This is a genomic window from Campylobacter sp. BCW_6467 (assembly GCF_001762855.1).
In the GTDB taxonomy this organism is placed as follows: Bacteria; Campylobacterota; Campylobacteria; order Campylobacterales; family Campylobacteraceae; genus Campylobacter_D; species Campylobacter_D jejuni.
The window spans coordinates 24,080-45,339 of the sequence record NZ_MJXP01000052.1; the positions used below are offsets into that span (position 1 = coordinate 24,080).

Here is a 21,260-nt window from a genome sequence, read left to right on the forward strand (position 1 = left end):
TTTACCTTTCTAAATGTTTTTTAACTTTTTCGTAAGCTTCATTGATTTTTTGAAATTTCTCTACACCGATTTTAAGTTCTTCTTCGCTGACATTGTTTGCGTTTAAAATGTCAGGATGATATTTTTTTGCTAAATTGCGGTATTGTTTTTTTACTGCATTTAAATCTACATTATTTGGAAGTTCTAAAATAGCAAAAGCTTCATCAAGACTTAATTCTTTTTTAGCACTTTTTAAATTTGAAAGACTTGCTATAAAAGCGTCTAGTTCGCTTTTTGCTATATCAAAGGCTTTAGCGATTTGCTCTAAAATTTCACGCTTTTTAGCATTAAAATCTGCATCGATTAAAGCCATAAAAACAAGCACACGCAAGACATTAAAACGCTCATTTTTAGGTAAAGGTACTTCTTTTAAAAAATCTTTTGCCACATAAAAAGCATCGCTTAAATTTTCTTTATGTTCATTAAAACTTGCTTTTAAAAAAGCTCTTTCTTTTTCATCTTTAGCATTTGCATCTAAAAGATCTTTGATCATTTCAGCTTCATTTTCACTTACTCTGCCATCGCTTTTTGCAATTTTTGCCAAAAGTGCGATAACATAGTAATTCATACGCCTTTTAAACTCATCCATTCTTTCTTCCATAACTCCACGAGCAAAACCCTTAGCAAAGCCTTTAGCTCCTCTTGTGGCTGAGTTTAAAAAATCCTGTTTTCCCCAAGTTTTATAATACCAGTAAAACACCAAAACAACGAGTATAATTAAAACTAAAGTCATTGGATTTGCTCTTTAAAACTTTCAAAATAAAACTTATCAAGTTCAGCCTTGCTTAACTCAATACTATCAAGTTTAAAATGTTTTTGGCTTGTACTCACACCTAATTTATAAGCTTTTACTCCAAATTCTTTAGCTAAATTTAAAAAAGCTTCTTCATTTTCTTTACTAAGCCCTACTATAGCACGACTTGCACTCTCATCAAAAATCATTTTTTCATCATCAAAACCACTTGTTAAATTTGCACCCACACTAGAAATAGCAAACATTTTTGCCAAAGTCATAGCAATACCCCCTATTCCTACGCTATTGGCACACTCAAGTAAAGAATTTTGATTGGCTTTATAAAGCAAATCCCAAAGTGCAAGTTCAGCTTTATAATCAAGCTCTTTAAGGCTTCCTGATACTTTTTTATCTTGGATTTTCATTACCATAGATCCACCAAATTCTCCTAAACTTTCACCCAAAAGATAAACGCTTAAATTTTCTTTTTCAAAACTAGCTTTTAAGGTTTTATTTGCATCCTCTAAAACCCCTACGCTTACTATAGTAGGACTTGGATAAATACTTACACCTTCGGTTTCATTATAAAGTGAAACATTGCCGCTTACTACTGGGGTATTTAACTCTTTACAAGCTTCTTTAATACCTTCACAACCTTGTGCGAATTGCCACATCACTTCAGGATTTTGCGGATTTCCATAATTTAAACAATCACTTATTGCCAAAGGCTTAGCTCCTGTGCAAGCAACCTTTCTTCCTGCAGAAGCTACTGCTAAAGCTGCTCCTATTTTAGGATTTACATAATTTAAGCGTGAGTTACACTCTACAGCCATAGCCACACTTACACCATTTTCTTTGATGCGAATAGCACTAGCACCTAATCCTCCATCAGCTTTTATGGTATTGGTTTGCACGCTTGAATCAAATTGATCATAAATAAAAGCTTTATTATTAATATTTTCATTTTGAAACATTTGTATAAAAAGCTCTTGAATACTTGATTTTAGCTCAAATTTATAGTCTTTAATTTCACTTAAATATTTTGGCTCACTTATAGGACGACTTAAAACCGGCGCTTTTTCACTTAAAGGCTCGATAGGAATAAGCCCTACAAGCTCATCATGCCAAAAAAGTTCCATTTTTCCTGTATTGGTAACCTCACCCATAACCACAGCATCTAAATCCCATTTTTTAAAAATTTCTATAACCTTATCTTCATAGCCTTTTTTTGCACAAATAAGCATTCTTTCTTGAGACTCGCTAAGCATTAACTCATAAGGAGTCATACCGCTTTCACGCATAGGAGTTTTATCTAGGTAAAGTTTCATGCCACTGCCACTTCTTCCTGCCATTTCAAAAGAACTTGAAGTAAGCCCTGCAGCACCCATATCTTGAATACCCACAATATAATCGGTTTTAAAAAGCTCTAAACAAGCCTCCATAAGAAGTTTTTCACTGAAAGGATCGCCAATTTGCACTGTAGGACGCAAAGATTTGCTTTCTTCATTGAAACTATCACTTGCCATAACCGCTCCACCAAGTCCATCACGCCCTGTTTTTGAACCCACATAAATCACAGGATTTCCTACACCTTCAGCCTTAGCATAAAAGATATCTTCACTTTTACAAACCCCTAAAGCAAAGGCATTAACTAAGATATTTCCATTAAAACACTCATCAAAAGCACATTCTCCACCTATAGTTGGCACACCCATGCAATTTCCATAATGAGAAATTCCATTTACCACACCTTTAACAAGGTATTTTTGATGTTTGCCGCATTTTTCATCATAAATATCGCCAAATTTTAAAGAATTTAGCCCCGCAACCACTCTTGCGCCCATAGTAAAAACATCACGTAAAATTCCCCCTACTCCTGTAGCCGCACCCGCAAAAGGTTCTATAAAGCTAGGATGATTGTGACTTTCTACTTTAAAAACTGCTGCCATACCTTGCCCGATATCAATAACCCCTGCGTTTTCTCCTGGGCCTTGAATCACCCAAGGTGCTTTAGTTGGAAAACCATTAAGATATTTTTTGCTGGATTTATAAGAGCAATGCTCACTCCACATCGCAGAAATAACCCCAAGTTCTAACAGATTTGGTTCTCGTCCTAAAATTTCTAAAATTTGTGCATATTCTTCATCGCTGATTTTATGTGCTTTTATGGTTTCTTTATCCATTTTGATCCTTTCATTTTCCTAAACAAAAATTACCAAACATTTCGTCTAAAATTTCATCTCTTTGAAAATCTTTGGTAAATCTTGCAAGTTCATTAATAGCTAAATTAAGTTCAAAAGCAAAAAGTTCTAAAGAACTTTCCTCTAAAAGTCCTTTAGCTCTAAAAATCGCTTCGCTTGAAATTTTACAAGCATTAATAAGATCTAAAGAACTTACCATAATACCTTCGCTATCAAAAGAATTAAGATAATTTTGCAATTCTTCTTTTAACAAAGTGATGTCTTTTTGAGCACTAAGCTTGATAAAATTTTTATTTTGAATATTTTTGAAAACATTTTCTAAATCACTTTTATTTAAAATCCAAAAGATTTTTTTATCAGTATTTGCTAATAAGTCAAAAATTTTCTCATCTTCTTTATCTTGCACTCTTGAAGCATCAAAGACTGCTAAAATAATATCTGCATCTTCTAAACTTTTTTTACTTAAAGCTACGCCGATTTGTTCTATAGCATCTTTACTTTCTCTAATACCCGCTGTATCTATAATGCGTAATAAATGCGTTCCTAGTTTAAAGCTCTCTTCTATAGTATCACGAGTAGTTCCCGCTATATCTGAAACAATAGCTCTTTCATAAGAAAGCAAGGCATTTAAAAGCGAGGATTTGCCTACATTTGGCTTACCTACAATAGCGATTTTAAAACCTTCTATAAGTCCTTTTCTGCTTTGAGAAAGTGTATAAACTTCTTTTAAAATTTTAGAATTTTCTTCACACATAGTAGAAATTTGTTCTAATAAATCAGAAGGTAAATCATCATCAGCATAATCAATGCTAGTTTCTACAAAAGCTAAAGTTTTAACCAAATCTGTGCGAATTTTTTCTAAAAGTTCTCCTAGATTTCCTTGCATGTTGCGTGCTATAATTTTAGCTGCAAGCGCAGATTTTGAAAGTATGAGATCTTGTATATTTAAGGCTTTTAAAGGAGTCATTTTGCCATTTAAACACGCTCTTTTGCTAAATTCTCCCGCTAAAGCAAGTCTTGCCCCTAAACTCACAAGTTCTTCGAGTAAAACTTCACTCACACTAAATCCTCCATGAGTTTGAAACTCTACTATATCTTCACCTGTAAAACTATAAGGAGCTTTAAAATATATCATTATAGCTTCATCGATGATTTCATTGTTTTGATTAAAAAGTTTTGTAAAAGTAGCATGGCGGGGGGTGAGTTTGGTTTTGTGGCTAAGCTTTAAGGCAAATTCTAAAGCTCTTTCACCGCTTAATCTTACAATAGAAATCGAACCCACGCCATGAGCTGTGGCAATAGCCGCTATAGTATCACTCATCTTTTTTGAAAAAGTCGTTTATTACAACAAATCTTTGATCATTATTTTGCTTAATTCCTACATACTTATCTGGAAATTCAGCTCTTAACTGCTCTAAAGCGATTTTTATCAAAACCCCATCTAAAGGTTTGGTTTGTCCGCGTCCATGAATTTTAATTTTTTCAATCACGCTTTGTAAATAAAGCTGCATACCTTGAATTTGATTTTCTAAAAATTGAGCGATCTCAAGGCGCACTAAAAGATTATATTTTAAATTGATCCAATTATGCAAAAGATAAGAAATAGCCTTGTAACGATGTGCTTCTTTGCCTATCATCAAAGCAGCATCTTCCCCATCCAATCGAATCAAAACACAATCTTCATCATACATTCTAAGTTCACTAAGCTCTATTTTAAACTGGGAGCTTTCTAAAAGTTTTACAAGCTGAATACGAATCTCATCTAAAATATCCTGAGTATTACGCACTCCTTTGCTTTCTCGATGAAAACTATCAAAAATTTCATCACTTTTTACTGTGTATTTTTCTTTTTGACTTTTATTTTTTTCATTTTTTATTTCAATCTTGTTTTCTTGTTTTGGCTCATGTGTTTCTGGTTTGTGATTTTTTGAACTTGTAAATTCTTTTTTAGGATTTTTTTTCAAAATCCTTTTTTTTGCTTTAGCCTCTATAATTGCCTTTTTTCTTCCAAATCCAAAAAAACCTTTTCTTGGATGCTGAATAATCTCATATTCTAAGTCCATCACAGAACATTCTAAACTTCTTGAAGCTTCTGTTAAGGCACTTTGAAGATCAATGGCTTCGATTTTCATTTTTCATGCTCCACTTGTTTTTTTGTGATGTTCTTTAGCAAATATTTTATTGATAACCCATTGTTGAACCAAAGAACAAAGATTATTTGCAAACCAATAAAGCGTAAGTCCTGCTGGGAAAGTGATAAAGAAAAAAGTAAAAATCACTGGTAAAAATTTCATAATCTTAGCTTGCATAGGATCTTGTATAGTCATAGGTGTGATAAGTTGTTGTAAAAACATCGTTGCACCCATTAAAATAGGCAAAATAAAATAAGGATCCATTACCGATAAATCATGTATCCAAAACGCCCAAGGAGCTGCTTTTAGCTCAATAGCATTAAGCAAAACGCGATAAATAGCAAAGAAAATAGGAATTTGTAAAAGTATAGGCAAACAACCACTCATAGGATTTGCACCATGTTTTTTATAAAGCTCCATCATGTGCATATTCATTTTTTGTGGATCGCCTTTATAACGCTCTCTAATATCTTTCATTTTAGGAGCAAGATCTTTAAGTTTATTCATAGAAATCATAGATTTATAAGTTAGTGGGAATAAAATAATACGCACAATTAAAGTCATCACAACGATAGCCCAACCCCAATTTCCTATATACTGATGTAAGAAATTCAAAAACTCAAACATAGGCTTAGCAATAAAAGTAAACCAACCATATTCAACAACTGCTTCAAGGCGTGGATCTATACTTCTTAAAATCACATGTTCTTTAGAACCTATATAACCCCCTGCTTTAAATTCATTATCACTATAAGCAAAAACTATAGGGTTTTTATTAGCATCCTTGCTGATTGCCACATTTAAAGGTTTATCAAAATTATAAAAGAAAGTTGCATAGTATCTATCAAAAGCCGAAGTCATTACGACATTATTAGCACTTTCATCCTTCTCTACATCTCCATCTTTATAAGTTTCGATGGTTTCTTTATTATCCATTACCAAAGCACCATGAACTGTATAACTATCTACGGCAATATTTGGACGATATCCTGGACTTATAAAATAATTTGCATTTTTGCTGAGTTTAACTTCTATCTCATAATTTCCTTTTGGATAAAAAGTAATATCTTTTTCGATTTTCAATCCGGAAAGATTTTGAGTGAGTTTTAAAACTTGACTTCCATTTTCATCAACAAAAAGATTGCTAGAGTTAGCAATATAAGGAAATTTAAAAGCCTCTGAGTTAATACTTGGATCACTAAAACGCATTTCTAAAGGATAAGGACTATTTTCCTTGCTGACAAGATTTATAAATTCCCCTTTCTCATTTTGGTATTTTTTATCTTTTAAATAAAAAGCAGAAATTCTACCAAAAGAGTCAATTTGTGCTTCAAAATGTTTGCTTTGAACCTTAGATATCACACTATCTTGCGAAACTAAAGCCGCACTTGGAGTATTTGTGGTGGTATTTTGTATATTAGGAGTGTTATTTATGCTTGTGTTTTGTTGATTTTGTTGTGTAATGTTTTGTTCTATTTTTAAAGGTTGCTTTGGAATGAAAAAATAATCATAAACAACAAAAAATAAAAAAGAAATCACAACAGCCAAAAGTATACGCTTTTGCTGAAAAATATTATTTGAATTATTCACTGATTTGTCCTTTTAAAGATGATTTTTATAAGATAAAAACTTTTATTTTTATAAGGTATGTATAAAAAACAAAGTTGTTTTTTTGCTAAAAATATAGGCTTAAAACATAAATTCATAGGATAAAAATTTTTAGAAACTCTAGGATAATCAAATCCCCCTTTAAAAAAAGGGTTACATCTTAAAATTCTAAAAAAAGTAGAAAAAAAAGCTAGAAAAAAATTCTTTTTTTGAAACTGCCAAAGTGCATACTCAGAACAATTAGGATAATACCTACAAGCAGCGGGTTTTAAAGGGCTTAAGAATTTCTGATAAAAACGGAGTATTTTTAGGCATATCATTTGAAACATTCTAGTTTTTTCAATCCCCATTTTAGATTTTTTTCTAACCTAGAAAAAGAAAGTTCAGTGATTTCATTTTTAGCTACAAAAATATATTTGCCATCTTGAAGATATCTTTCAAACTTAGCAAACAAAGCCCTTAAAATTCGTTTTGAACGATTTCTAACCACTGCTTTTCCAACTTTTTTACTAGCAACAACTGCTATTTTTTTTTCATAACTATTCAGATAAAAAATGATCACACCTTCGCAATGCCATTTTTTACCTACTTTATATACAGATGAAAATTCCTCGTTTGTGCTAAATTTATCAAAATTTTTCACACAGCAAGTCTTTTTCTACCTTTAGCGCGTCTTGCATTGATCACCTTGCGACCATTTTTAGTTTTCATACGAACACGGAAACCATGAGTGCGTTTTCTTGGAGTGCCATGCGGCTGATAAGTTCTTTTCATTTGATTTTTCCTTAAAAAATTATAAAATAAACTTGTATTTTATCTTAATCTTACTTATAAATTGCTTTTGATTAAGAGTAATTTTTAAATTCTTTTGATAAATTTTGAAATTATTTTTAAAAGGTTAAAAATGTCAGAATTTAAAATTATTGATTTAAGACAAGAAGATTTAGATATTTTACAAGAAATGATCATAGAATTTGCAAAATACGAAGATATGTTAGATTTTCTTCAATGCACGAAAGAAAAACTAGAACATTCTTTACTAAAAAATAAATTTGCTCGTGCTTTTTTGTTAAAAGAAAATGAAAAAACTATAGGCTATATGATTTATTTTTATACTTTTTCATCTTTTTGGGGTAGCGGTGGAATTTATCTTGAAGATATTTATATACGAGAAGATTTTCGTAAAAAAGGTTATGGAAAAGCTGTTTTTAAATTTTTAGGAGAAATTTGCAAAAAAGAAAATTTAAAAAGACTCGACTGGGTTTGCTTAAATGATAATATTTTAGGTATTAATTTTTATGAAAGTTTAAACGCTAAACATCTTAAACAATGGAGAAATTATCGTCTAAGTGGAGAAAATTTAGAAAAATTGTGTGATTTATGATAAGAAGTCTTTATTATTTAAAAGCTATGGGATTTAACTTTGTTGATACACATACAAACCACTTTGAACAAGTACAAAATTTTCAAGAATTAAAACAACTTGTTTCATCTTGCACCTTATGCCAATTTTCCAAAACAAGAAAATTTAGTCTTATGGAGCCTAAGATAAAAAATGCCAAATTGCTAATTCTTGATGTTTTTGGGCAAAAGAGTGAAAATGAAAGCGGAATTTTACTTAATTCAAAAAAAGGTAAAAAATTAAAACACTATATTTATCAAATTTTAGGGCTTTGCGATGAAGATTTTTATTTTTCTTATTTATTTAAATGTTTTTGTAATGGAAAATTTGATGATTTTTCGCTACAATCTTGCTTACCATTTTTCTGGAACGAACTAAAACTGATTCAACCTGCTTTTTTGCTTTGTCTAGGAGAATACACATTTAAAAGCTTGGGATTTAAAGATTATCACATTTTAAAAGGTGAAGTTTTTGCTTATAAAAATTTTTTCATAATGCCAAGTTATGATTTAGATTTTATAGAAAAAAATCCAAGTTATGAAAAAAATTTCATACAAGATTTAAAAAAAATTAAAGGATTTTTATGAAAAAAATATTTTTAATATTTTTCTTATCTTGCTTTTTGCTTAATGCAAAAGAGCAAAAATTAGTCGATGTAAAACCTGTTGAAAATTTTTATCCTAAATTAAGCGTTCAAGAATGCAACACAAATTGTCTTTTTGATCTTTTAGAATCAAGATTGTATCTCAGTTTTTTAAGTGAATTTGCAGACCAAAACGATCAATTTTTATCTAATGTTTATGCAAAATTATTAAATTCCATTACTGATTTTGAAAAAAATGTTCAAAAAATTACTTCTGTTAAACTTGCGATAATTATCCCAGAAAAAACCATAAAAAGCTACTCAAATACTATAATAAATTCAAGCATAGCCTATCTTTTAAGACAAAGAGCTGAAATCAAAGTAAAAGTTTTTTTAACTGGCACAGAAGATAGTGATAAAATTCGAGCCGCGCTTGATGCAGCACAAGCTCAAGGATATCAGTATGCCATAGCTGGATTTACTCTAAAAGGTGCCAATGAGTTGAAAAATTACTCAGGAAATATGAAAATTTTTATACCGACCATCCATAAAAACAACATACAATTTTCAAATCAAAATATTATTTTTGGAAGTATTGACTATGATGCTCAAATTGCCACACTTTTACGCAAATCAAATGCTAATATCGCAATATTTAGCGATGGCTCTGCCTTATCAAGCAATCTAAATTCAAGAATTCTTGCTCAAAATAATAATGCTAGAATATATACCATAGAAGGCGAGAAGCTTGATTTTAGCAGACTTTTAAGATCACAAGGCGGAGTTAATAATGCCTCAATATTTTTTAACACTCCATTAATCAAAACAGCTCTAGCAAGTTCTCAACTAAGAATTTATAACATTCATCCTTATGTGCTTTTATCCACTCAAATCAACTATAATCCAACATTTTTAAGTTTAACACAACAAGGAGATAGAGAAAATTTCATCATTGCTAATTCTATCAATAACCACGATGATAACTTAGTCTATCTTAATGAAATTTTTAATCAAAGTATAGATTATAACTGGATTGCTTATGCCACTAGTATAGGAGTTGATTACTTTTATACCGAATTCTTAAATAAAAAAAGTGAAAGTTTATTTGATGAGAAAATCAAAAATTCTCAAGTTGATTACAAAGTGCGTCTTATGCAAGGCAAACAAGCAAGCTTTGAAGAATTAAAATAATTCTTCAAAGAGCTTTTTTAACTGCATATCCATTCTAGCTGGTTTTTCGTTTTTAATAAAAGCTAAAGTTAATTCCATTTTAAAAAGCAAAATTTCATCTTTATAAATTTCTTGTGAAATTTCCACAGAAGCATTTTTAACTTCTAAAATTTTTGTTTTAATCTCTATTGTATCTCCAAGTTTTGCAGGTTTTAAGAAATTGCAATTTGCTTTTGCAAGCAAAAAATGTCCCTTAGACGCATCAAAAATATCTACTTTTTTATTGAAAAAAATTTCACTTCTTGCTCTCTCACAAAATTTTAAATAATTACTATGATACACCACTCCACCCGCATCAGTATCTTCATAATACACACGCATTTTCATCGCTTTACCTTAAAAAATATTTTACATTTAAAAAACATTAGATTATACAACGGAAATTCTTTGATATCGCTTTTTAGCTTATATTAAAAAATTCCGTCCAATATTAATTTAATAAAGCTTTTTAATAATATTAAATATATATTATAAAAAATAACTTTTTTATTATTAATATTATTTAAATATTTTATTTATAATTAATATACTTAAGAATATTATAATTACGCTTCCTTTTAATAATATTTACAGATATTGTTAAATAGTTAAAATATAATAATCAATATTTAAGGATATCTATGCCAGCCATTAAGCTTTTTAACTTCACGGGGAGGGGTATAGAGAAATTTTGTTTTAAACTTTCTATTGTTACCTTCTTAAGCATCAATGCTTTTAGTCACTCAAGCAAATACTACAGACAATCGAAATTTCAATATTCCAGAGTATTATTTTAATGATAACAAACTTTATGATAAAACCAATTCTACTTATAAAAACCCCAAGGTATAAATTATTATTCTAAGAGTTCTAAACATGATATTAACAATATTACTTTAATTTATAACAATACTAAAGTAAATATTATAAATATAAACGATTTAAATTTTAAACATTATTTACTTGCTTCTGATATGAGAGAAGATAAAGTTCTTTCTTTTAATAGTGTCAATACAGCTAATCATAGTAATAAAAACAGTTAGAGCACTTCCTTTTTTAACATAGCAAAAACCGATTATGCTAATGCAAGTTATAATAAACTTATATTAGAACAAGGAGAACTTAGTTCAGTTTTTTATCTTAAACCTAAAGATACTCATATAAAAATCTTAGCAGTTCTAAAAGCAATCAGCACATGAATTTCTTAATGAGGTATAGAAACAAGCAAAGTAGATGGAGTAGAATTTGAAAATTTGCTAAACTTAATGTCAATCTTAACAATGCTTATTTCTTTAATGATACCTTTACTCATCTTTTTAGCTTAAATTATCAACAAGTTATTAATGAATCTATTTATACTAGATAATAGTAAAACTATATCTTTAGTAGATCCTTATGGAGTAAGGGTTTATAATAATGAAGATAGAGATAATACTGTAGTGGCTAGCTTTGGACTTAGAATGGCTACTCCTTTGAAAGATTTTTATATCACTCCTTTTTATGATATAGGTTATTCTTGGTAAGAATGTTTCTAAACTATATAGAGCAAGTGAAACAAACTATATGGATGCTTATGGTTTACAACTGCTTTATAATAAAACAGGGAATTTTTATGTTAAGCTTTATTTAGCTAGAGCTTGAGAGAAATATAAATTAGATGATGATTATAGTTCTAAAGCTTATGTGAGTTTGGGAAGTATTTTGAGTTTTTAAAAATTTATTTTTGATCAAATATTTAATGCATATAATTTATATTGCCATAAAAGCTTTTAATGTTATAATTTAGCATTAAAAGCAAATGTCAAGGATAAAAATGCAAGAAAATTTACTCGAAAAACAATTTCTAAATCACCCTTTATACGCTAAAATTCAAGAACTTAAAGCTCTCAATCTTGCTTGTAATTTTTCTTTAGATGATAGCGTGAATTTATCTACAAATTCTCAAGCCAAAGATGAAATCTTAGCTATAACAAAAGAACTTAAACCATGGAGAAAAGGTCCTTTTAAAATAGACGATCTTTTCATCAATACAGAATGGCAAAGTTTTATTAAATTTAATATTTTAAAGCCTTTTATGAACGAAATTTCTCAAAAATGCGTTGCTGATATAGGCTGTAATAATGGTTATTATATGTTTAAAATGCTTGAATTTAATCCTGCAAAACTCATAGGTTTTGATCCTTCTATCAAATACCGTTTGCAATTTGAACTCATTAACGCTTTAGCTAAAACTCCTATAGAATACGAACTTTTAGGCGTAGAAGATCTTCCAAGCTATGGCTTGAAATTTGATGTGATTTTCTGTCTTGGGGTGATTTATCATAGAAGTGATCCTATAAAAATGCTAAAAGATTTAAAAGCAGGACTTAATAAAAATGGAGTTGTTTTTTTAGATACCATGTATATAGAAGATGAGAGAGAAATCGCTCTTGTGCCTAATAAAACTTATTCTAAAATTCCAAATATTTATTTTGTACCAAGCATTAGTGCATTAAAAAACTGGTGTGAAAGAGCAGGATTTAAAGAATTTGAAATTTTGGCTACAAAAAAAACCGATGAAAACGAACAAAGAAAAACAGAATGGATAGACTCTTTTTCGCTGGAAAATTTCTTAGATCCAAAGGATAAAAATCTTACCATTGAAGGCTATGAAGCACCCAAAAGAGTTTATGTGCGTATTGGGATATAAATTCTTTTTGCTTTTTGTCGATCTAGGCTTTAGATATTTTGAAGTAGATAAGTAGAATTTAAAGGTTAGATATGGCAAAAAAAGATAATTTTGAAGAATATGCACAACTTGAAGAATACGCATCTGCAGAAGATATATCTCGTGTTAGAGCAGAATTACTCACTTGTCCTGAATTAAACACTTCGCTTGCTGGAACCATTATAGAAATTGATAAAAACTATGCCAAATCAATTTTAATAACCACAAGCGAAATGGTAGCAGATGATCAAGGATTGATTTTTGATGCCTTTATTTTCGCTGCGGCAAACTATGTAGCACAAGCCTCTATCAATAAAGAATTTTCAGTGATTATTGGATCAAAATGTTTTTTTTATGCTCCGCTTAAATTAGGCGATGTTTTAGAACTTGAAGCTCATGCACTTTTTGACGAAACCTCCAAAAAAAGAGATGTAAAAGTGGTCGGGCATGTTAAAGAAATTAAAATGTTTGAAGGAACGATACAAGTTGTTAGCACTGATGAGCATATATTTAAACTCAAGCGTCCGCCACTTAATACTGTTAAACCTACAGAAAATCAAGAACAAGGTGCCAAAATCAACAATCCAGAAGCCGTAGCAGCTGCATTAATGACCTCTGTAGGTGGAAAATAATCAAGGAGTCATTTTAATATCCACCCAATTCTTTGGGCAATCCTTATGATAAGTTCCACTTCCATCATAATATTCTTTGCAATCATCATAAAAACGATTTGAAATTCCTCTTTCATTTACAAAACATCCAGAAATTCCTAAAACTAATAGTATCATTAAAATATATTTTTTCATGTTTTTCCTTAGAATTTATTGTGTTTTCTCCATTTATAAGGCTCTATAGGATTACCCTCTTTCCAAAGACCTAAATGATTTTTCTTAGCATTTTCTTGTTCTTTAATATAAGCGTTACTATAGTAAGTATCAGCCCAAGCATAGCCTTTGCTTACTAAAAATCGATTAATATCAACATTATTAAGCTTTACAATAGCAACAATTCTACCATAAGTATCTTTATTTTTATAAATAATTTCAACTTGTTTACCGCTTAAAATTCTACTTAAAGCTTCTTTTGATTGCTTTCCAAAACTTTGTTTAAGTTCTGGTGCATCTATACCAAAAAATCTTATTCTAGCGAGTTTGTTTTCATGATTAACTTCTATAGTATCTCCATCAATAATTCTAACTACTTTTCCTTCAAAACTAGAATTTTGGGCAATATAATTCTGGATAAAAACAACTACAAGAGTAAAAATTAATACAGAAAAAAGTTTTTTTGGATCACTTAGTAATTTTCTTAAATTAAATAATTTTTTATAATTTATTCTCATTTTTTAATCATTTTGCCTTTAAATTTTAAAAAATATGCCATAATTTTATCAAAACAAAGGAGATAAAATGCAAAATGTTATAGAAAATTTTAAACAATTATGTAAAATTCCTCATTGCAGTTATGAAACAGAACAAATGAAAGAATTTTTAAGCTCTTACGCCAAAGATAAAGGCTTTAAGGTGAGTGTAGATAAGGCAGGAAATATCCATGCCATAAAAGGCAAACCAAAAATTTGCTTACAAAGCCATTATGATATGGTCTGTATGGGCGATGCACCAAACTTAGAAGTTTATGAAGAAAATGGCTTTTTAAGAGCCAAAAATTCAAGTCTTGGCGCGGATAATGGTATAGGTATAGCCATCATGATGAGCGCTATGGCTGAATTTGAAAATTTAGAGTGTCTTTTTACAAACGATGAAGAAGTAGGACTCATGGGAGTGAATTCACTCGAGCACACTTTAGAATCTAAAATGCTTTTAAATTTAGATCATGAAAGCGATGATGAGATCATGATAGGCTGTGCAGGTGGAGTAGATATAGAAGCTAGCTTGCCTTTTAATACCCTTAGAAAAAAGGGTAAAATTTATGAGCTTTGCGCGCAAAATTTTAAAGGTGGACACTCAGGTATAAATATCGTACGCAACGAAAAAAGCTCCATCAAAGAAATGGCTAAATTCATACAAGAAAATAAAGGAGAAATCATTTCTTTTGAAGGGGGAGAAAGAATCAATTCTATACCTAAACACGCCAAAGCTTTAGTGCATTTTAAAAATGAAGTAAAGAGCAATAACTGGATAAAATGCGATTTTAAAGAAGAAGGCGAATTTGAAATTTGCGATCAAAGTAACAAACTTTTAAGCCTTATAAATTCTTTTACTCATGGAGTTAGAGCTTATGATGAAAATCTAGGTATAGTTCAAACAAGCATTAACCTAGCTACTTTAAGAATGCAAGATAAACAAATCAAATTCGCACTTTTTGCAAGATCTAATATACTTGATGGACTTAAGCAAGTAGAATTTGAAACTTTAGAATTTTTCAAGGCTTTTGATTTTAAAGTAAGAAGTTTTAATTTCTATCCACCTTGGGAAGGCAAACCAAACGCACTTAGCGACATGGTTTTTAAAGCGCTTAAAAAAGTATCGCCTAATGCCAAAGTTTCAGCTATCCATGCAGGGCTTGAGTGTGGCATTATAGAGAAAAAACAAGAGCTTTTATGTGCTTCTATAGGTCCAAATATCCATAATCCTCATTCAACTGATGAGCATTGCGAAATCGCTTCAGTTGAAAAAATATCTAAGGTTGTTTTTGAAGTTTTAAAAGACAATGCTTAATTCTTTAATCTTGCTTCTTGCAAAAACGCGTTTTAACAAAAACACGCAAAATAAGGAGCAAGATCCGACTATAGCAAGATAAATACCTAAATACTCTTTATAAAAAGCATTAACTACAAAAGGGGTTAAAAAACCTAAAATCGCATAAGAAATATTATAAGCAAAACTAAGCCCACTAAATTTAAGTTCGCTTTTAAAAATTTGTGTCATAAAAACAGGTGCGAAAGTGATAATACCTTGTGTAAAACAAGCCAGTAAAAAATAAAATAAAAATTTCTCATCATAAAAACTAAAAAGCATACCAAAGATAATAAAAGCTATACTAAAAATAGAACAAATCCTATAGCTTCCCCATTTGCTTGCTAAAAAACCTTGAAATAAAGCTCCAAAAATCACCGCCAAAATAGCAAAATTTTGTACCCATAAAGCAGAAGTTTTACTCATAGCTAAAAGACTTTCAAAATACTTAGGCAAAATCATCAAAGTTGCCACACCGCTTGTTAAAACCATGGTCATTAAAAAACAAACAAGCATGCTCATTTTATGAGTTTTTAAAGCTTCAAACAATGGAAAACTTAAAATTTTCTTTTCATTTTGAACTTTTACAAATTCTGGAGTTTCGCTGAGTTTATTTCTTAAAAACAAAGCTAAAATTCCAAAAAATCCTCCTATGATAAAAGGAATTCTCCAAGCATAGCTTTGAACTTCTTCTGGGGTAAAATAAGATCTTATGCCTAAAGTGGCAATATTTCCTAGCAATAAACCTATGGTTAAAGTCGCTGAAATAAAACCAAGAGCTAAAGGAATTTGACGCCCTTTGACAAATTCGCTCACATAAATCCAAGCTCCGCTCACCTCAGTTCCAACGGCTAGACCTTGCAAAATACGAATAGTAAATAAAATCAAAGTAGCAAATATACCTATACTTTCATAACTTGGCAAAAAAGCTAAAGCAAAACTAGGCAAAACCATCAAAAGCATAGAAATATAAAAAATATTCTTTCTTCCATATCTATCAGCAAAATGTGCCATCACAATAGAACCAAAAGGACGCGCTAAATAAGCAGCACCAAAGGCTATATAAGCATTTATCTGCATCCAAAAAGCATCATTTTGCGGAAAGAATACCTTAGCAAAAATATCCAAAAAAAAGGCAAAAAGCACAAAATCATAAAATTCCAAAATTCCACCCAAAGAAGCATAAATAATATTTTTGTATTTTTTTTGCATATTTTATCCTAAATCAATATAAAGGGCAAAAAGCCCTTTGTTAAATTTTTCCACCTTCAATCACTACATCATCAGCCTTAACATCATCTCCAAAATGAGCTTTTAAAGTTTCATCATAAGCCTTGTGAAAAAACTGCTCTTGGCCTAGTTTAATGATCAAATTATCGATAAATTCTTTAAGTTCTTTATTGCCTTTTTTAACTGCTGGTGCGATAACATCTTTATTGCCTAACTCTTTGATAGCCATTTTAAAATCAGGATGATCTTTCACCCAAGCAAAAAGCAGGGTATTATCATGACTTAAAGCATCGCCTCTTTTATCCATCAAAGCGGCAAAAGTTTCGGTATTTTGATCGTATTTTAAAGTTTTAATATCAGGATAATTTTGCGTAAAATACGCATCTGCTGTTGTGCCTTTGTTTAAAAGCAAGGTTTTATCTTTTAAATCTTCTACGCTAGTTATATTACTATCCTTTGGTACAGCTACGCCTAAAGCTACCTTCATATAAGGCAAGCAAAAATCAACCTGCTCGGCTCTTTGCGGAGTTTGAGTAAAATTAGCCAAAATAATATCTACTTTATTTGATTTTAAAAACTCAACCCTATTTGCAGCTTCAACAAGAACAAATTGCACCTTATTTTCATCGCCAAAAAGTTCTTTTGCTATGCGTTTAGCTAAAGCTATATCATAGCCTTGATTGTTTCCTTTTTCATCCACATAACCAAAAGGTGGTTTATCACCAAATACCCCAATCCTAATAACTCCATTTTGCTTGATCTTATCAAGAGAATTTAAAGTTTTAGAGTCAGAATTTCCTCCACAAGCAGCCAATACTACTACAACAAAGGCCGTTAAAACACTTAGAAGTATTTTTTTCATACATTTCCTTTCTTTAAAATAAGCTTAAAGCTATTGCAAAATATATAATAATTGCAAAGTTAATTATACTTAAAATTATAAATAATGCATTTGAAACAAACTAAAAAGATTTTCCTATGTGTAAAAATGTAATTAATCTCACACTCTCTTTTAGCATTGTTTAAATTTTAAGTAAAAAAAGATATAATCTTTTTTTTAAAATTTTTAAGGAGAAAACTATGAAAAAAGGTATTTTTCTCTCTATTGGAATAGCTGTTTTGTTTTCAGCTTGCGGAAATTCCATAGATGAAAAAACAGTTAAAAAATATGAAAATCAGCTAAATCAAACAGTTAAACAAGAAATTGTAAACCTTTCTCAGGATTCTGGAATAAAGATTGAATTTTCTGATTTTAAATGCAATGCAGATGGTGATTTTATAGCGTGTTTAAGTTCAAATTTCAAAACTCTTGCAAAAGATAACAACGATGAGTATCAAGAACTATTTCAAGCAAAAAATATCAAAATTCGCTCAAATGAAATTTACAAAGGCGAAGCAAATACATCAATTAACATTAAAGAATATTACAACGATCTTTTTAAAAACCAAAAAAGCATACAATCAAATTTGGTTTTTGAAGATTTTAAACTTGGAGAAAAAGTTGTTAGTGACATCAATGCAAGCTTATTTCAACAAGATCCAAAAATCAGCTCTTTTATCAATAAATTAAGCTCGGATTCTTATACTTTATCATTTGATAACTCCATAAACAAACAAGAAAACAATTATCTAGATAATCTTAATATAAAATTTTATAACGCAAAATTAAATTTCAATACAAATCTAAATATAAATCTAAAAGAAGATTTGCTTAATTACCTTGATTCTAAGGGTATAAAATTTAACACTCAAACTTTAGCTATGGATGAACAAGCTATCAATGAACTTCTTAATATGGCAAACTACAAACAAGCTTCAGATTTTAGCAATACAATCCAAAAATACATCATCTTAAATAATTTTAAAATTGATTCAACTCTTAAAACCGAAGGCGTATTTAGTAGCTATATAGCAACTGCTAAGGAAAATCTACAAACCTTAAAAGCTCAAAGTCAAAATGAAGAACAAGCATTAATCTTTGATAAAGCTTTAGCTATTTTAAACAATATCACTCAAAATGATGATTATAAACTCAACCTTGATTTAAAATTTAAAAACATCCCTGTTAGTGACTATAGCACACAGGGAATCGACAGCATAGAAAAACTAAGCATCAACAATCAAGACGCCACAGAAGCGTTAAAAATTATACTTCCATTTATCATGTTTTCTATGTTAATGGGCGGAGCGTCGTTTTAATCTTTAAGAGGAAATATTCCTCTTAAAGCCAATTATTCTTTATCAAAATATTCAAATTTTGCCTTATCTTTATCTCTTAAAACTTTAATATAACCAGCATTTCCAGAAATATCGACGCCATTAATGTAAAACACATTAGACTCTTCTAAAGAATTATGAATATCATACCCCATTTCCTTGGCTAATAATTTAGCAAGCTCATAATGAGTTGGCAATTTACTTTGTTTTAGATAAGTTATAAAATCATCATTTTTAACATTAAAAGTGGTAGCAAAAATAGGAATATTAGCCACATTTGCACTTAAAAAAGAATGTCCATATTCAGCATGTCCATCTCTTCCTAATTCTCCCATAGCTTCTGCGTGATCAGGTATAAAAATTACATAGGTTGGAATGCCACTTTTTTGACTTAATTCTTTAAAAACTTCAAATACACTAGAAATAAAATAATCGTTAAAAATCATAGCATTATCATAAGTATTTTCACGAGTCATTGGTTTAAAAACATCTGCTTTTTGATACGCTCTATAGCCTCTTTGATAAGGAGAGTGTGCATTTCTTTGATGCAGTATAACAAAATTTTTCCCATTTAAAAATTTATATTGATTTTCTTTTAATTTTTCTAAAACCAACAAATCACCCAACTGTTTGTGTTCAAAATAATAATTTTCTCTTGTAAAAAATTCATCTAAATTTTCAGAACTTATATCACTAAGTTCACTAATGGTTTGTGAACTATAATAAAAAGTTTTAAATCCTGCTTTCTTGGCTAAATATACAAGATGTGTTTTCTCATTTAAAATATGCTTAATATTGTCTGGTTTATAAGCAATATTTAATAAGCTTGGTACAGCCACGCGAGTCAAAACAGCACTTGAAATTGCTCTTTTTGCCACAAAATTTTTATCATTTTTTGCCCATTCACTAAGCAAAGGATTTGTATTTCTTTCATAGCCTAAAAGTCCTATACGATTTGCATTAGTGCTTTCACCTAAAATTAAAACAACATTACGATCTGCTACGTTTTTATAATCATAAGTGTATTCAGGATAATCTGGTATAGGCGCTTGAGGCATGCGTAAATATAAGAAAAAATAACCGCTAAAAGTTCTTAAAGTGTTATATAAAGAAATACTATCATTTTTGGGAGAAAAATTAACAAGCCTATCGGTTTTATAAACTGCCTTATAAGGCAAGATACTTAAAGCAAAAATCGCCAAAACTGTGGCAATAAAATTAGTTCTTCTTGAAATTTTAAAATAAAAAATACTTAAAATAACATAAGTAAGAACTATTATAACTATATGAATTAAGCCTTTAAATAATACCCCCCCCCCGCTAAAGCCGTTTTAGCCACTTCTCCAAATTCAATAAACATTAAATGCAAAGAAAAGATATTTAAGGGTTTATTAAAATAATATAAATGCGAAAATTGGATACACTCCATCAGGGCAAAAAGTCCAAAGACGCAAACTATAAAAATCCTAGGACGTACCAAAGGAAAAATTAAAGCTGCCGCACCTAAAGCTAAAACACTATTCAACTCAAAACGAAATATATAGTCATTATAGAGTGAAAATAAAAATCCAGGTAAAATAAAAGCTATAAAAGTTATAGCTGCTAAAAAAAGATAACTTCTAAAAAAGATTTTCATATATTCCTTTCATTAAAAAGTTCAAAAATTTAGATTATAACTAAATAATAATAAATTTTAATTAAGCCAAAATTTACAAGCTTTTAGCTACCTTTATTAAAAAATAAATATTTAAGGAAAAATCTTGAAAATACTTTTCTCCCCTAGTGAAAGCAAAAATGCAAATTGCGTAAAAAATCCCATCAATGAAAACTCATTTATATTTAAAGAATTATTTCCATATAGAATGGAAGCTTTAAAGCATTATGAAGAATTTATCAAAAACGCAAGTTTACAGAATTTACAAGAACTTTTTGGCATTAAAAATGAAAATGAAATTGATAAATTTAAACACAACTTAAAACAAGCTCCCACTCAAGAAGCTATATTGCTTTATACTGGGGTAAGTTATGAATATCTTAATTTTAAAGCTTTAGATAAAAAAAGCCAAGCTTATATTTTAGAAAACACACTTATATTTTCTAATCTTTTTGGTGTTGTAAGAGCTAATGATACTCTACCCTTTTATAAATTCAAGCAAGGGGCTAAAATAGGAAATTTTGCCATAGAGAAATTTTATAAAGAACATTTTAGTAAAGCCTTAGATGAATACTTGGAAAATGAAGAAATACTTGATCTTAGAGCAGGATTTTATGATAAATTCTATACCCCAAAAAAGAAATTTTATACCTATAAATTTGTAAAAAATGGTAAAGTCATCAGTCATTTTGCTAAAGCTTACAGGGGAATTTTACTCTCCATAAGTGCAAAAAACCAAGTAAAAAATAATAAAGAGCTTTTAGCAAAACTTCCCTCAAACCTAAAACTCAAAGAAATTCAAATCAAAGGTTTAAAGGAAGAAATTGTGCTTGAAATTCTAGATTAGTT

At 29.8% G+C, this 21,260-nt stretch carries 23 protein-coding genes and 2 pseudogenes; 10 read left to right on the forward strand and 15 right to left on the reverse strand.

Features of this window, described 5'->3' with window-relative positions:
* Nucleotide 1 precedes the first annotated feature (1 nt).
* The 8 genes from AJ888_RS07880 to rpmH are packed head-to-tail and all read right to left on the reverse strand — an operon-like array spanning nt 2 to nt 7,487.
* Entirely contained in the window at nt 2–772 is a 771-nt protein-coding gene (locus AJ888_RS07880) for a J domain-containing protein (protein ID WP_002861704.1), read from the reverse strand.
* A complete protein-coding gene (purL, locus tag AJ888_RS07885) occupies nt 769–2,955 on the reverse strand; it encodes a phosphoribosylformylglycinamidine synthase subunit PurL (RefSeq protein ID WP_002861705.1) in 2,187 nt (728 codons plus the stop codon). Before purL ends, AJ888_RS07880 begins: the two co-directional genes overlap by 4 nt.
* A gap of 10 nt (nt 2,956–2,965) precedes the next feature.
* Entirely contained in the window at nt 2,966–4,294 is a 1,329-nt protein-coding gene (mnmE, locus tag AJ888_RS07890) for a tRNA uridine-5-carboxymethylaminomethyl(34) synthesis GTPase MnmE (protein WP_002861706.1), read from the reverse strand.
* A complete protein-coding gene (locus AJ888_RS07895) occupies nt 4,287–5,105 on the reverse strand; it encodes a Jag N-terminal domain-containing protein (protein ID WP_002853389.1) in 819 nt (272 codons plus the stop codon). Before AJ888_RS07895 ends, mnmE begins: the two co-directional genes overlap by 8 nt.
* A gap of 3 nt (nt 5,106–5,108) precedes the next feature.
* Nucleotides 5,109–6,695 (reverse strand): membrane protein insertase YidC, encoded by a 1,587-nt coding sequence (gene yidC, locus AJ888_RS07900; protein ID WP_002861707.1) that lies wholly within the window; start codon nt 6,693–6,695, stop codon nt 5,109–5,111.
* Nucleotides 6,692–7,033, reverse strand: a complete 342-nt coding sequence (yidD, locus tag AJ888_RS07905) for a membrane protein insertion efficiency factor YidD (RefSeq protein WP_002861708.1) — start codon at nt 7,031–7,033, stop codon at nt 6,692–6,694. Before yidD ends, yidC begins: the two co-directional genes overlap by 4 nt.
* On the reverse strand, nt 7,030–7,356 hold the full coding sequence (gene rnpA / locus AJ888_RS07910) for a ribonuclease P protein component (protein ID WP_002853349.1): 327 nt from the start codon (nt 7,354–7,356) through the stop codon (nt 7,030–7,032). Before rnpA ends, yidD begins: the two co-directional genes overlap by 4 nt.
* Nucleotides 7,353–7,487, reverse strand: a complete 135-nt coding sequence (rpmH, locus tag AJ888_RS07915; protein ID WP_002776864.1) for a 50S ribosomal protein L34 — start codon at nt 7,485–7,487, stop codon at nt 7,353–7,355. The genes rnpA and rpmH overlap by 4 nt, the downstream gene beginning before the upstream one ends.
* A 130-nt stretch (nt 7,488–7,617) precedes the next feature.
* Between rpmH and AJ888_RS07920 the strand changes: the two genes are divergently transcribed.
* The 3 genes from AJ888_RS07920 to AJ888_RS07930 are packed head-to-tail and all read left to right on the forward strand — an operon-like array spanning nt 7,618 to nt 9,889.
* Complete coding sequence (locus tag AJ888_RS07920; RefSeq protein ID WP_002853404.1) at nt 7,618–8,097, forward strand: GNAT family N-acetyltransferase; 480 nt, start codon at nt 7,618–7,620, stop codon at nt 8,095–8,097.
* Nucleotides 8,094–8,702 carry a uracil-DNA glycosylase family protein gene (locus AJ888_RS09270; protein WP_002881669.1) on the forward strand — a complete coding sequence of 203 codons (609 nt, stop codon included), beginning with the start codon at nt 8,094–8,096 and terminating at the stop codon, nt 8,700–8,702. Before AJ888_RS07920 ends, AJ888_RS09270 begins: the two co-directional genes overlap by 4 nt.
* Nucleotides 8,699–9,889: a hypothetical protein gene (locus AJ888_RS07930; RefSeq protein WP_044793989.1), complete on the forward strand. Its 1,191-nt coding sequence runs from the start codon at nt 8,699–8,701 to the stop codon at nt 9,887–9,889. The genes AJ888_RS09270 and AJ888_RS07930 overlap by 4 nt, the downstream gene beginning before the upstream one ends.
* On the opposite strand, the gene AJ888_RS07935 is transcribed toward AJ888_RS07930, so the two are convergent.
* Nucleotides 9,881–10,255, reverse strand: coding sequence for a YbgC/FadM family acyl-CoA thioesterase (locus tag AJ888_RS07935; RefSeq protein WP_002861711.1), 375 nt, complete (start codon nt 10,253–10,255; stop codon nt 9,881–9,883). The two genes, AJ888_RS07930 and AJ888_RS07935, sit on opposite strands and share 9 nt — an antisense overlap.
* Nucleotides 10,256–10,587: 332 nt before the next feature.
* Here AJ888_RS07935 and AJ888_RS09540 point away from each other — a divergent pair.
* The 4 genes and pseudogenes from AJ888_RS09540 to AJ888_RS07950 all read left to right on the forward strand — a co-directional run.
* Nucleotides 10,588–11,117 (forward strand): annotated as a pseudogene (locus tag AJ888_RS09540) (hypothetical protein); the annotation flags it as partial.
* A gap of 39 nt (nt 11,118–11,156) precedes the next feature.
* Nucleotides 11,157–11,545: pseudogene (locus tag AJ888_RS07940) on the forward strand (ShlB/FhaC/HecB family hemolysin secretion/activation protein); the annotation flags it as partial.
* Nucleotides 11,546–11,705: 160 nt separating this feature from the next.
* Nucleotides 11,706–12,596: a tRNA 5-methoxyuridine(34)/uridine 5-oxyacetic acid(34) synthase CmoB gene (gene cmoB / locus AJ888_RS07945; protein WP_079396324.1), complete on the forward strand. Its 891-nt coding sequence runs from the start codon at nt 11,706–11,708 to the stop codon at nt 12,594–12,596.
* A 71-nt stretch (nt 12,597–12,667) separates the two neighbouring features.
* A complete protein-coding gene (locus AJ888_RS07950; RefSeq protein ID WP_002861715.1) occupies nt 12,668–13,246 on the forward strand; it encodes a hypothetical protein in 579 nt (192 codons plus the stop codon).
* Here the strand turns inward: AJ888_RS07950 and AJ888_RS07955 are convergent, their stop codons facing one another.
* Together AJ888_RS07955 and AJ888_RS07960 are read right to left on the reverse strand one after the other, a co-directional pair.
* On the reverse strand, nt 13,247–13,420 hold the full coding sequence (locus AJ888_RS07955; protein WP_002861716.1) for a hypothetical protein: 174 nt from the start codon (nt 13,418–13,420) through the stop codon (nt 13,247–13,249). It abuts the gene before it with no gap.
* An 8-nt stretch (nt 13,421–13,428) separates the two neighbouring features.
* On the reverse strand, nt 13,429–13,956 hold the full coding sequence (locus tag AJ888_RS07960) for a thermonuclease family protein (protein ID WP_002861717.1): 528 nt from the start codon (nt 13,954–13,956) through the stop codon (nt 13,429–13,431).
* A gap of 67 nt (nt 13,957–14,023) precedes the next feature.
* On the opposite strand from AJ888_RS07960, the gene AJ888_RS07965 reads away from it, so the two are divergent.
* Nucleotides 14,024–15,292, forward strand: a complete 1,269-nt coding sequence (locus tag AJ888_RS07965; protein WP_002861718.1) for a M20/M25/M40 family metallo-hydrolase — start codon at nt 14,024–14,026, stop codon at nt 15,290–15,292.
* Here the strand turns inward: AJ888_RS07965 and AJ888_RS07970 are convergent.
* Nucleotides 15,275–16,522 (reverse strand): MFS transporter, encoded by a 1,248-nt coding sequence (locus AJ888_RS07970; protein ID WP_002861719.1) that lies wholly within the window; start codon nt 16,520–16,522, stop codon nt 15,275–15,277. The two genes, AJ888_RS07965 and AJ888_RS07970, sit on opposite strands and share 18 nt — an antisense overlap.
* A gap of 40 nt (nt 16,523–16,562) precedes the next feature.
* Entirely contained in the window at nt 16,563–17,402 is an 840-nt protein-coding gene (locus AJ888_RS07975; RefSeq protein ID WP_070296231.1) for a cysteine ABC transporter substrate-binding protein, read from the reverse strand.
* A gap of 218 nt (nt 17,403–17,620) precedes the next feature.
* On the opposite strand from AJ888_RS07975, the gene jlpA reads away from it, so the two are divergent.
* The gene (gene jlpA, locus AJ888_RS07980; protein WP_002861721.1) at nt 17,621–18,739 is read left to right on the forward strand and encodes a lipoprotein adhesin JlpA; all 1,119 of its coding nucleotides are present in this window, start codon (nt 17,621–17,623) and stop codon (nt 18,737–18,739) included.
* A 32-nt stretch (nt 18,740–18,771) separates the two neighbouring features.
* Here jlpA and AJ888_RS07985 read toward each other — a convergent pair whose 3' ends face one another.
* Together AJ888_RS07985 and AJ888_RS07990 are read right to left on the reverse strand one after the other, a co-directional pair.
* Complete coding sequence (locus AJ888_RS07985; RefSeq protein WP_070296232.1) at nt 18,772–19,959, reverse strand: phosphoethanolamine transferase; 1,188 nt, start codon at nt 19,957–19,959, stop codon at nt 18,772–18,774.
* A gap of 89 nt (nt 19,960–20,048) precedes the next feature.
* Entirely contained in the window at nt 20,049–20,393 is a 345-nt protein-coding gene (locus tag AJ888_RS07990; protein WP_002861723.1) for a hypothetical protein, read from the reverse strand.
* 124 nt (nt 20,394–20,517) lie between these two features.
* Here AJ888_RS07990 and AJ888_RS07995 point away from each other — a divergent pair, with 124 nt between their 5' ends.
* Nucleotides 20,518–21,258 carry a YaaA family protein gene (locus tag AJ888_RS07995; protein ID WP_002861724.1) on the forward strand — a complete coding sequence of 247 codons (741 nt, stop codon included), beginning with the start codon at nt 20,518–20,520 and terminating at the stop codon, nt 21,256–21,258.
* The last annotated feature ends 2 nt before the right edge of the window (nt 21,259–21,260 follow it).